Source organism: Thioalkalivibrio sp. ALE9 (genome assembly GCF_000377445.1).
Taxonomy (GTDB): Bacteria; Pseudomonadota; Gammaproteobacteria; order Ectothiorhodospirales; family Ectothiorhodospiraceae; genus Thioalkalivibrio.
Genome location: NZ_KB898135.1, coordinates 53,627 through 65,411 on the forward strand (window position 1 = coordinate 53,627; position 11,785 = coordinate 65,411).

Annotated in this window: 11 protein-coding genes; 8 read left to right on the plus strand and 3 right to left on the minus strand. The window is 64.8% G+C overall.

Features of this window, described 5'->3' with window-relative positions; all coding sequences use genetic code 11:
• Nucleotides 1-7: 7 nt before the first annotated feature.
• Nucleotides 8-1,063 (plus strand): uroporphyrinogen decarboxylase, encoded by a 1,056-nt coding sequence (gene hemE / locus D106_RS0112715; RefSeq protein ID WP_018880272.1) that lies wholly within the window; start codon nucleotides 8-10, stop codon nucleotides 1,061-1,063.
• Nucleotides 1,064-1,153: 90 nt separating this feature from the next.
• Here hemE and D106_RS0112720 read toward each other — a convergent pair whose 3' ends face one another.
• Nucleotides 1,154-1,783, minus strand: coding sequence for a hypothetical protein (locus D106_RS0112720; protein ID WP_018880273.1), 630 nt, complete (start codon nucleotides 1,781-1,783; stop codon nucleotides 1,154-1,156).
• The gene (locus D106_RS0112725) at nucleotides 1,783-4,155 is read right to left on the minus strand and encodes a penicillin-binding protein 1A (protein WP_018880274.1); all 2,373 of its coding nucleotides are present in this window, start codon (nucleotides 4,153-4,155) and stop codon (nucleotides 1,783-1,785) included. The genes D106_RS0112720 and D106_RS0112725 overlap by 1 nt, the downstream gene beginning before the upstream one ends.
• A gap of 143 nt (nucleotides 4,156-4,298) precedes the next feature.
• Between D106_RS0112725 and D106_RS0112730 the strand changes: the two genes are divergently transcribed.
• The 7 genes from D106_RS0112730 (at nucleotide 4,299) to D106_RS0112760 (ending at nucleotide 11,450) form a co-directional block, all read left to right on the plus strand.
• The gene (locus D106_RS0112730; protein WP_018876524.1) at nucleotides 4,299-5,366 is read left to right on the plus strand and encodes a pilus assembly protein PilM; all 1,068 of its coding nucleotides are present in this window, start codon (nucleotides 4,299-4,301) and stop codon (nucleotides 5,364-5,366) included.
• Entirely contained in the window at nucleotides 5,363-5,926 is a 564-nt protein-coding gene (locus D106_RS0112735; RefSeq protein WP_018865587.1) for a PilN domain-containing protein, read from the plus strand. Before D106_RS0112730 ends, D106_RS0112735 begins: the two co-directional genes overlap by 4 nt.
• Nucleotides 5,926-6,507: a type 4a pilus biogenesis protein PilO gene (locus D106_RS0112740; RefSeq protein ID WP_018865588.1), complete on the plus strand. Its 582-nt coding sequence runs from the start codon at nucleotides 5,926-5,928 to the stop codon at nucleotides 6,505-6,507. Before D106_RS0112735 ends, D106_RS0112740 begins: the two co-directional genes overlap by 1 nt.
• Nucleotides 6,507-7,049: a pilus assembly protein PilP gene (locus D106_RS0112745; protein ID WP_018865589.1), complete on the plus strand. Its 543-nt coding sequence runs from the start codon at nucleotides 6,507-6,509 to the stop codon at nucleotides 7,047-7,049. Before D106_RS0112740 ends, D106_RS0112745 begins: the two co-directional genes overlap by 1 nt.
• Nucleotides 7,050-7,067: 18 nt before the next feature.
• On the plus strand, nucleotides 7,068-9,206 hold the full coding sequence (pilQ, locus tag D106_RS0112750) for a type IV pilus secretin PilQ (RefSeq protein ID WP_026280675.1): 2,139 nt from the start codon (nucleotides 7,068-7,070) through the stop codon (nucleotides 9,204-9,206).
• A gap of 7 nt (nucleotides 9,207-9,213) precedes the next feature.
• Complete coding sequence (locus D106_RS0112755; RefSeq protein ID WP_018880276.1) at nucleotides 9,214-10,758, plus strand: Ig domain-containing protein; 1,545 nt, start codon at nucleotides 9,214-9,216, stop codon at nucleotides 10,756-10,758.
• Nucleotides 10,759-10,898: 140 nt separating this feature from the next.
• Complete coding sequence (locus D106_RS0112760; RefSeq protein WP_018880277.1) at nucleotides 10,899-11,450, plus strand: shikimate kinase; 552 nt, start codon at nucleotides 10,899-10,901, stop codon at nucleotides 11,448-11,450.
• Between the two features lie 45 nt (nucleotides 11,451-11,495).
• Here the strand turns inward: D106_RS0112760 and D106_RS0112765 are convergent.
• The coding region (locus D106_RS0112765; RefSeq protein WP_026280677.1) for a transposase at nucleotides 11,496-11,785 on the minus strand (290 nt) is incomplete at its 5' end.

Consider the following 11,785-nt stretch of genomic DNA (forward strand, 5'->3'; position numbering starts at 1 on the left):
CCTTTCGATGTCCAATAGCCTGAAAAACGATCGTCTCCTGCGGGCCCAGTTGCGCGAGCCGGTGGACCGTCCGCCGATCTGGATCATGCGCCAGGCCGGTCGCTATCTGCCGGAATACCGCGAGACCCGTGCGCAGGCCGGCAGCTTCATGAGCCTTTGCCAGAACCCGGAGCTGGCCTGCGAAGTCACCATGCAGCCGCTGCGCCGGTTCCCGCTGGACGCCGCGATCCTGTTCTCCGACATCCTGACCATTCCGGATGCGATGGGGCTGGGGCTGTACTTCGAGACCGGCGAGGGCCCGCGATTCCGCGAGCCGGTCCGCACGCTGGAGGCGATCGAGAACCTCCCGGTGCCCGACCCGGAGCAGGAACTGCGCTACGTGATGGATGCGGTGCGCCTGATCCGCCGCGAACTGGACGGCCAGGTGCCGCTGATCGGCTTCGCCGGCAGCCCGTGGACCCTGGCGACCTATATGGTCGAGGGCCAGGGCTCGCGCGACTTCGCCGAGACCAAGCGTCTGATGTACGGCGAGCCGCAGGAGATGCACGCCCTGCTGCAGAAGGTGGCCACTGCGGTCACCGACTACCTCAACGCCCAGATCCGCGCCGGCGCCCAGTCGGTGATGATCTTCGACACCTGGGGCGGTTCCCTGACCCCGCGCGCCTATCGCGAGTTTTCGCTGGCCTACATGCAGCGCATCGTCGATGGCCTGATCCGCGAGAACGACGGTCGCCGTGTGCCGGTGACGCTGTTCACCAAGGGCGGCGGTGCCTGGCTGGAGACGATGGCCGACACCGGGGCGGATGCCCTGGGCCTGGACTGGACCATCGAGATCGGCGAGGCCAGCCGGCGGGTCGGCGACCGCGTCGCGTTGCAGGGCAATCTGGACCCGTCGGTGCTCTACGCGCCGGAGGCCGTGGTGCGCGAGGAGACGCGGCGGGTGCTGGACGGCTTCGATCGCGATACCGGCCACGTCTTCAACCTGGGTCATGGCGTTCACCCGGGGATCGACCCCGAGCGCGTCGCCGCGATGGTGGATACGGTCACGAACTACCGCCGATAGCGGCATCCGGCTCGCCGCGGCCCGGACGGGCCGCCGAGGCATTCCACGAACCGCGCTTTTCGCTGGCGGCGCCTGCTCTTGAGGCCCCGCTCAGTCCGCCGGTGCCGGCGCTTCTTCGGCGTCGGCCTCTGCCAGCAGCCTTTCTACCTCCGCGCGCGTGGCCCGGGGCATCGGTCGCCCGTCCACCGGGGAGGGGGGCGACTGGCGCAACCCGTCCAGCGGGAAGACCGTCAGTTCCACGTCGGTGTCGTCGGGTCCGCGAAAGGCGAGGAAGGGAATGCGCTGCTCGCGGCCCTGACGGCTGCGATAGCGGCGTTCCCCGGTCTCGCACTGGATACCCCGTTCACCCAGTTCCAGGATCACCTCCTCCACGGTCTCGGCAAAACCATGCAGATTGAGCAGGGGCTGGGATTCGACCAGGCCCTGGAGCAGGGGGCCGACCAGGCGCGGCTCGAGATGGCGCAGGCGCTCCATCACGATCAGGGCCGCCGCCAGTCGTTCCCGATAGGCAGCGCGGCTGGCCGGGCTGGCGAACAGCCGGCTGCGCTCGATGGCGGCATCCTGGATCTCCAGATTGCCGGGCATCTCGTGACGGTTGTCCACTCCCAGGTGCTCGGCGGCCTTGCGCTTGGCGAGCGCAAAGTCGCGGATGCCGTCGTCCAGCATGATGCGCGCGGCCTCCTGCGCCAGTTCCTGGCGGATACGCGAAGGGGTGCCCATCAAAACACCAGTTCGGGTTGCTGACTGCCGCTGTCGCCGTTGCTCCCCGGGATCACGTGGCCGCGCTCCGGGATCTGATGGGGCAGTAGCCACTGGTTGCGCGCGCCCGGCGTGTTGTCACTGGGCGCGCGCTGGCCATTCGGCAGGATGGCGACGCGCACGAGGTCGTCGGGGCGCTCCAGCGGGCGTTCCGGCTCATCCGCCAGAACGCTCCCCATGAAGCGCGTCCAGATCGGCAGTGCCGCGCGTCCGCCGCTCTCGCGCCGGCCCAGTTCGCGATTGTCGTCAAACCCGATCCAGGCGGTCGCGACCAGATCCGCGTTGAACCCGGCGAACCATGCGTCGCGGTAGTTGTTGGTGGTGCCGGTCTTGCCGGCCAGGTCCGAGCGCCCGAGTTCCAGGGCGCGCCGGCCGGTGCCCGAGGTGATCACCCCGTGCAGCATCTCGCTCATCTGCCAGGCGACCCCGGGCTGCAGCACCGGCGTGGGGTCGGTGTACTGCAGGGGCCCGCTGCTCGCGACCAGCGGCAGGTCCTGCCCTCTGGGGCTGGAGCAGGGGGCCGGGCAGGCGCGTTCGGTGGGCGCCTCGTAGAGCACCTCGCCATCCACGGTCTCGATGCGGGTGATGATCCAGGGGCTGTTCAGGCGGCCGCCGCTGGCGAATACCCCATAGGCGTTGTTGAGCTGCAGCGGGGTCAGAGTTCCCGTGCCCAGGACCATGGACAGGTTGTTTGGCTGGGTTTCCAGGTCCAGGCCGAAGCGGGTCAGTTCCTGATGGACGTTCCCGGTACCCAGGCGGTCCAGCAGCCGGATAGACGCGAGGTTGCGGGAGTTGGCCAGTGCCTCGCGCAGGGTGGTTTCGCCATGGAAGCGCCGGGTGTAGTTCTGGGGTCGCCATTCCGCCCCGAGCGCTGGGTCGTTGAAGACCATCGGGGCGTCGATGACGGTCCCTTCGGGGCGGTAGCCCTCGCGCAGGGCGAGGGCGTACACCAGTGGCTTGAAGGCCGAGCCGGGCTGGCGCTGGGCCTGGGTCGTCCGGTCGTAGCGGTTTTCGAAGAAATCGAACCCGCCGGCCAGGGCTGTGATGGCACCGTCCTCCGGGGCCTGCGCGATCACGGCCCCGGTAACCTCCGGCTTCTGCGCCAGGCGCCAGCGCCCGTCGGTGTAGGGGCGGATGCGGATGACGTCGCCGCGGGCGAAATCGGGCGATCCGGCCCATTCGCGGTCCTCCGGCAGGATTGTCTGCTCGCCGATGCGGCCACCGTCGACCCGCAGGGTCCCGTCCTCGTCCAGGCCCAGCACCACGGCGGGAAAAAGCAGGCGTCCGTGGATGCCGATGGCCTTCAGTGCCCGTTCGCGGGCATCGGAATCGTCCAGGGTGGCCTCCGGAATGCGCATCTCCGGACCGCGAAAACCGTGACGCTCGTCATATTCCAGCAATCCTTCCCGGAGGGCCTGATTGGCCGCTTCCTGCTGGCGGGAATCAATCGTGGTGTGCACCTGGAGCCCGCGGCGATAGGCCTCGTCACCCCACAGGTTCACAACCATCTGGCGTGCCATCTCCGCGACCCAGTGGGCGTCGATTTCGGTCGCGGCGGTGTGGCGTTCCGACAGGACCGGGCGCGACACCGCCGTTTCGAAGGCGGCCTCGTCGATGGCGCCGGTCTCCAGCATCCGTCGCAGCACATAGTTGCGGCGGATCTCGGCGCGTTGGGGGCTGGCGACCGGGTTGGTCGTGGAGGGGGCCTTGGGCAGGGCCGCGAGGGTGGCGATCTCGTCCAGTTCCAGATCCTCCAGCGACCGGCCGAAGTAGACCCGCGAGGCAGCCTCGATACCGTAGGCCCGCTGGCCCAGATAGATCTTGTTCAGATACAGCTCGAGGATCTCGTCCTTGGACATTTCCTGTTCCAGACGGATGGCCAGGAAGATCTCGCGGAGCTTGCGTTCATACGTGCGGTCGCGCGTAAGAAAGATGTTGCGCGCCAGCTGCATGGTGATCGTGCTGCCGCCCTGGGTGCGCTGGCCGCCGGTGGAGACGAGGTTGAGCGCGGCCCGGGCCAGCCCCATCACGTCCACGCCCGGATGATCGTAGAAACGCTCGTCCTCGGCCGCGATAAAGGCGTCGCGAACCTGCTGCGGGATGGCGTCGATCGGCACCGGGATGCGCCGCTCTTCCGCGAACTCGCCCATCAGGCGTCCGTCCGCGCTGCGTACCTGCAGGGGTGTCTGCAGGCGCACGTCCCGCACGGCGTCCGCCTCGGGGAGGGTGGGTGCGTAGTAAACGTACAGGGCGGCCAGGGCGACGGACAGGCCGATACCGGCTGCCAGAATCAGGGCCAGCAGCGCCGTAATAATCTTAAAGACCGGATTCATGACAGCAAAAAAAGTGAGGCCAAGGTGAGAAGTCGCATTCAATGCGACTTGCAACCTCGAAGTCGCGGTGTATATTGTGAACGAGCTAGCATACGTGATTGTAACGCTACCAGTTACTTTCGTTGGGGTATACAGGGGGATGTGTGCTGAGTCTCGGAAAATCCAAACATGGGGTCCTGGGCGTGGACATCAGCTCGGCAGCCGTCAAGGTGCTGGAGCTGGCGCGACAGGGTAAGGGGTACCGGGTCGAGGCCTTCGCGGTCGAGCCGTTGCCGGACGGGGTGATGGTCGACAAGGTCTGTCAGGACACCGAGGCCGTGGGCAATGCCCTGGCCCGGGCGGTCAAGCGGTCCGGGACTCGACTCAAGCACTGTGCGATGGCCGTCCCCTCCTCCGCTGTCATCACCAAGACCATTCAAATGTCGGCCGCGCTGGGCGATGCGGAACTCGAAGGCCAGGTCTTCGTGGAGGCCGATCAGTACATCCCCTACACCCTCGAAGAGGTCAACCTGGACTTCCAGGTCCTGGGCAAGAACGAGAAGAACCCGCAGATGGTGGATGTCCTCGTGGTGGCCTCGCGCCGCGAGAACGTCGATTCGCGCGTGGCCATTGCCGAGGCCGCCAAGCTGACCCCCGAGCTGGTGGACGTCGAGGCCTACGCGATCGAGCACACCGCCGAGCGCCTGATGGAGCAGATCCCCGATCGCGAAAGCAAGCCTATCGTGGCGGTGGTGGACGTCGGCTCCTCGGTCACCGCGGTGTACGTCGTCAGCCAGGACGAGGGCGTGGTCTACACCCGCGAGCAGAATTTCGGCGGTCGCATGCTTACCGAGGAGATTATGCGCCGCTACAGCATGAACTATCAGGAAGCCGGGTCCGCCAAGATGAGCGGTGACCTGCCGGCCGACTACGGCAGCTCCATCCTCGAGCCCTTCAAGCAGACCATGGTCGACCAGATCCAGCGGCTGCTGCAGTACTTCTACGTCACGCGCCCGCAGGACACCATCGACCACATCCTCCTGGGCGGCGGGTGTGCGGCCATCCCGGGTGTGGACGAACTGTTGGAGGAGGCTGCCGGCACGCCGGTCTCCATCGCCAATCCGTTCCGCGGCATGGCGCTGGCCAAGCGGGTCAACCAGGAACGCTTCGCCAATGATGCCCCGGCGCTGATGACCGCCTGTGGCTTGGCCATGCGGGGGTATGCGTCATGATCTACATCAACCTCCTTCCCTGGCGCGAGAAGGCCCGCGAGCAACGGCGCAAGCAGTTCTTCGGTGCGGCCGGCGGCGCCGCCGTGGTCGGCGTTCTGCTGGCCTTCGCTGGCTACAGCTTCATGGGCGCGCTGATTGACCATCAGCAGTCGCGCAACCAGATGCTGGAGAGCGAGATCCGCGAGCTGGACCGCCAGATTGCCCGGATCCGAGATCTCGACGAGCAGCGCGAGGCGCTTATCGCCCGCATGGAAGTGATCCAGACCCTGCAGGCCCGCCGTCCCGAGGCGGTCCACCTGTTTGACCAGCTGGTCGAGACGCTGCCCGATGGCACATTCCTCAGCGAGGTTCGTCAGGAAGGCGAGAATGTCCGGCTGGTCGGGCGTTCCGAGTCCAACACGCGGATCTCCGCGCTGATGCGCCGGATCGACGCGTCGCCCTGGCTGGGCAGTTCCAACCTGCAGATCATCGAGACCCGGGAAGAGGGCCGTCTCCAGGTGCGTGACTTCCGTCTGGATGCCACGCAGACCCGGCCGGATGCCGAAGAGGGGGATTCCTGATGGATCTCAAGGAACTCAACCAGATCGACTTCAACAACATCGGGGAGGCCTCCTGGGGCGTCAAGGGCCTGATCCTGGTCGTGATTGTCCTGGCCATCCTCGGCCTGTCCTACTACCTGTTCATCGGTGATCAGCGCACGGATCTCGAGCGCGCGGAGAGCCGTGAACTGCAGCTGCGCGACGAGTTCGAGGACAAACAGCAGCGCGCCGCCAACCTTCAGGCCTACGAGGACCAGCTGGAGGAGATGGAGCGCATGTTCGCCTCCCTGCTCGAGCTGCTGCCCAGCAGCGCCGAGATCCCCAGTCTGCTGGTGGATATCTCGCAGACCGGGTTGCAGGCGGGGCTGGAAATCGAGCTGTTCGAGCCCCGCGGCGAGAACCGCCGTGACTTCTACGCCGAGGTCCCGATCCGGCTGCGGGTCCGCGGTGGATACGAGGACCTTGCCGAGTTCGTCAGCGGGGTGTCGGCCCTGCCTCGGGTGGTGACCATGCACAACATGCATATCCGTCCCGGTGATTCCGACAATGACCTGCTGATGGATGCGGTCGCCCGTACCTACCGCTACCTGGAGGAGAACTGATGAAGCATTCTTCCATGCAGGTGGTGTGGCCCGGGTTGGCCCTGGTCCTGGCGGGTGGCTTCCTGCTTTCCGGCTGCACCCAGGATAACCGCGACCTCGAGCGCTATATCGCCGAGGTAAAGGAGCGCCCGGGGAGCGGGATCGAGCCGATCCCGACCCTGGACCCGCACGAACCGTACCTCTATCCCGGACATACGCGGTCGCCGTTTGACTCGTCGGTAATCGCGCAGCCGGAGCTGGCGGCGGCCGAGGGGCAGCCGGGTGATGCCGAGGTCGATCCCGATCGCCCGCGCGAGTTCCTCGAGGGCTTCCCGCTGGATTCCCTGCGCATGGTCGGGTCGCTGGAGCAGCATGGCGTTCGCTATGCACTGGTCCGAACCCCGGACCGCGGGGTCCAGCGGGTAACGGAAGGCAACTACATGGGACAGAACCACGGCGAAATCGTCGAAATCACGCCCACCCAGATCCGGCTGATCGAGGTGGTGCCGGATGCCTTCGGGGGCCATGTGGAACGCGAGAATTCGGTAGCGCTGACCGAATAGCGGTTGGGGGAGAAGAACATGATGACGAGCATTCGCCGCAAGGTCGGCATAACCAACAGGGGATTCAACATGGGTTCTTCCATGCGCGCTTTCGCAGGGACGGTCGTGGCCGGCCTGCTGTTCATGGTGTCCCAGGGGGTGGCTGCCACCGAACTGGAAGAGATCCGGGCCGGCAGCCTGAGCGGGGACCGGGTGCAGGTGAACCTGCGCTTCTCCGAAGCACCGCCTTCCGACATCCGTGCCTTCGCGATTGATTCGCCGCCGCGTATTGCGCTGGATCTGCCCAACGTGGGCAACTCGTTGCCACAGCGCGAGACCGACCTGAACGTCGGGCCCATACTGCGCGCCAGCTCCGTGGAAGCGGGCAATCGCACGCGCGTGGTCCTGAATCTGACCCAGGCCTCCGAATATCAGACTCGGGTGGAGGGCAACAATCTGATCCTGACCCTGGGACGCGGCGTCTCCGAGGCGGATGCCCGGACCCAGCAGGTCGTGGACCGTGCGGGTGAACCGACCCCGGTCACCCGCAGTGCGCGCCCGGTCGAGATTACCGGAATCGACTTCCGTCGCGGCAGCGAGGGCGAGGGTCGCGTCGAGGTCGATCTGTCGCGCTCCGGCGCGGAGATCAACGTCCGTGAGCAGGCGGGCCGCATCGAGATGACCTTCCCTCGCGCAATGATCGACGAAGTCCTCGAGCGCCGCCTCGACGTCGTCGACTTTGCCACCCCGGTGCATATGATCGATACCGTCGCGGAACGTGACCGCGTGCGCATGGAGGTCGAGGCGCGCGGGGAATACGAGATCCTGTCCTACCAGAGCGACCGCCAGTTTGTCCTCGAGGTCGCCCCGATCTCCGAGGCCGAGCGCCAGGCCCGTGCGCGTGAGGAAGAGGAATTCGAGGGTGAACGCCTGTCGCTGAATTTCCAGGACATCGAGGTGCGCTCCGTCCTGCAGCTGCTGGCGGACTTCACCGATCTGAACATCGTGGTCAGCGATACCGTGGGGGGCAACATCACGCTTCGCCTGAATAACGTCCCCTGGGACCAGGCCCTGGACATCATTCTGCAGGCCCGCGGCCTCGACAAGCGCATGGATGGCAACGTCCTGTACGTCGCCCCCAGTGAGGAGATCGCCGCGCGCGAACGCCAGGAGCTGGAGGCCCAGCGTGATCGCCAGGAGCTGGAGCCTCTGCGCACCGAGTTCGTGCAGATCAACTTTGCTCAGGCCGAACAGATTGCCTCTCTGATCCGTGGTGACGAGGCTGGCCAGTTCCTGTCCGAGCGTGGCAGCATCACCATTGACAGCCGCACAAACACCCTGCTGGTGCAGGACACCCAGAGCCGGATCGAGGACGTGCGCCGCCTGGTCTCGACGCTGGACGTTCCGGTACAGCAGGTCCTGATCGAGACCCGCATCGTGATCGCCGACGACAGCTTTCAACGCGACCTAGGCGCTCGGTTTGGCGTTAGTGGAGGCCGTCGATCCGGTAACACATCACTCGGTCTTTCCGGTTCTTCGAATGCTGCCAGTGGTATTGCACAACGCGGGGCGACGGGGCAGACAGGAGTTCCCGACTTGGGCGATCGCCTCAACTCCTCCCTTCCGGCGCAAGCCGACGGGACCCCGGGGTCCGTTGGGTTGAGCATCCTCCGTCCCAACATCCTTCTGGATCTCGAGCTCTCCGCCCTTCAGGTCGAAGGTCGAGGGGAGATCATTTCCAGCCCCCGCGTGATCACGGCCAATGGGCAGACCGCCACGATCAAGCAGGGCGAGGAAATTCCGTTCCAGGAGGCGACGGCATCCGGAGCGACGTCCACCCAGTTCATCGAGGCCGTTCTTTCGACCGAGGTCACCCCTCAAATCACGCCGAATGGCAATGTGATCCTCGATATTCGCGTGACCAAGGACGAGCCCAGTCAGCGTGTGGTACTGGGTGTTCCCGGCATCAACAAGCGAGAGGTCGAAACCCAGGTATTTGTCGGCAACGGCGAGACAGTCGTGCTCGGCGGTGTCTACGAGATCGACAGCCGCACCAATCTCGAGAAAGTGCCCTTCTTCGGCGATATTCCGTTTCTCGGAAACCTTTTCCGCAACCGCTCCACTGAGAACACCAAGGCCGAGTTGCTGATATTTGTAACCCCCCGCGTTATTGATTGATTTGGCGGTGAACTTCGCGCATCAGGACAGTGAGGAAATCATGATTCAGTTTAAAAGGGCAGCAATGTTTTTGGGCCTTATCGCCGGGGGGGCTGTGGTCTCTGCCTGTGGTGGTGGGAGCAGCGGAAGTGGCTCGTTCTCGAACGAGCCTGTGAGTATCAGCGTCAGTAATGCGGTCGATGGGCAATTGCCCCTCAATGTCGAGAACTTCGCCCCCAGAATCGGTGGTCCCTTCACGGCCACGATTTCGGTGGAGGCCAAGAACGACCAAGGCCTTTTGAATGACGGTGAATTTATATGCCGGTTGCGTGGCGCAGGCGTAGATGTGGCGGCGCTCTATTATCTGGATGGGTCGGATGACGATTTCCGAGAAGAAACCGACCCTGAAACAGGCGAGACGGTAGAGGTCCGACAAGCCTATCGAGAGGTGATTCTAGATGCCGGCGCTGGCGGCGCATCGTTCCACTTGCACGCCGGAGACCAGCCTGGTGAGGCGCGTGTAGTTTGTACTGTGAACGACCCTAATTTTGAAAACGAAGTCCGTGATGGTTCGACTACGGTTGAAATCGGCGGAAGTTCCGGAAGCGGCGACCCGACGGACGTCTTTTTGGTGCCTCGGGTCGGTCTGATTTGGCCGCCAGATTTCAATGAGCCACAGACGGACTCGGTCGATGTGGTCCTGCTGGACGAGAACCGAGGCGTTGTGGATGATCCTGAATCGGGGACCAACAACGTGCTGGTCGAAATCCTGTCGGGGCCAGATGCCGGTGAGTATCTGGTAGGCAGAAACGCCGATGGCGACATTTTGCGAGGTTCGGCTCTGTTGCTCTCGACGTCCTCCGGAGTAACCGACTTCCAGGTGGTCAGTGGTTTCCAGGATGGCTTTATCGTGTTGGGTGTGACGGCCGATCAGTTCGATAACGATGTCGATAATGGTGTTGTCAGCCCGGTATTCGGTGCCACGGCCGTCGTGGTGACCACTACAGGGTTCGGTCCCCCGCTGACCATTACCACGGACTCGTCATTGCCCACAGGAGAGCGAGGGCTGCCCTATGCCGCGCTGCTTGAGGCATCAGGTGGCCGCCCACCCTATTCGTGGAGTCTCAGTGGAGCGACGTCTGCTCCGGCCGGTCTGAGCCTTTCCTCGACGGGGGTAATCTCTGGAACTCCGCAGGCGATCGGGGAATCCTGTTTCATCGCGGCCGTCCAGGATTCCACATCACCCGTTCCGGAATCGGCTGGGCCCCAGCAGTTCTGCATTGACGTACAGGGTGATCCGCCTCCCCCCGCGACGTTGAATGTGGCGACCAGTACGCTCCCTGATGCGGAGGAGGGGGTTGGCTACGGCGCTATTCTCAATGCTTCTGGCGGAGAGAGCCCCTATCAGTGGAACCTTGATACCGATGGCGGTGCGTCTGGTCTGCAGCTGTCCGGGAGTGGCGTGCTTTCCTGGTCTAACCCCGTCGCCGGTACGTATCCCATCGGTGTCAGTGTTACGTCCGGAGATGGACAGCAAGCGGCGTCCGTGCTCTCCTTGGAGGTCACCCCCTGATCTTTGGGGCGGAGGTGTGTGTCCGGTTTGGTCTGGGGGAATAGCCTCCAGCCGAGAGTTGCCCACGATCCAGGCCCGGCCGCTCGGGTCTGGGTCGTGTCGTCCTTTCCTTCGTGGCATAAGCCCAGTAGCCTGCGACCATGCAGAACATCGTACTGGTAGGCCCGATGGGGGCCGGCAAGAGCACAATCGGGCGCGGCCTGGCCGGGCTGCTGCGGCGTCCCTTCTTCGACACGGATCAGGAGATCCAGCGGCGTACCGGTGTGGATATCCCGACGATCTTCGAGTTCGAGGGCGAGGCGGGGTTTCGCAAGCGCGAGACGGCGATGCTGGAATCCCTGCTGGAACAGGAGGGGGCCGTGATCGCCACGGGGGGCGGGATTGTCGAGCGCCCGGAGAATCGCGAGCGGCTGCGCGACGAGTTCGTGATCTATCTGCGCGTTCCGGTGGAGGAGCAGTTCCGCCGCACTCGGCACAACCGCAAGCGTCCGCTGATCGCGGAGGCGGCGGATCCGAAGGCACGGCTGCAGGACTTGTTCGAGGCCCGTGATCCGCTCTATCAGGAGATCGCCAGCCTGACACTGGAGGGCAAGGGTCGACGTGTGCGCGACGCCGTCAAAGGCGTGTGCTCGGCCCTCCAGGTCCAGCGCCCCGACCTCTGCCAACCCCGCTCCGACGCTGGGTCGAATTGACCACGAAGCTCACGAAGACACGAAGTAGGTCAAAAGCGTTCCTGATTAGCAACGAGAGTCAGCTAGTCGCAGGAGCCGCTCGGGCACGGGCCGGCAGTGCGCGGCGGCGACCAGCAGTCGCGCCGGCAACGTCGCCAGATCAAAGCGTCGGTTGAAGCGGTAGGCGAATGCCGCGAGGTAACGGGCCGCGTACTTGGCGAACGCAAATGCATGGTAGCTCCCGCTCAGGCTGGTCTTGAGGTTGCCGAGCACGGTGTTGATCCATTGGAATTCGGGAAGATCCTGGGGTTTGCGCCCGGCCACGACCGTCGGCTGGTGCCGGCAGTCGGCCCTTG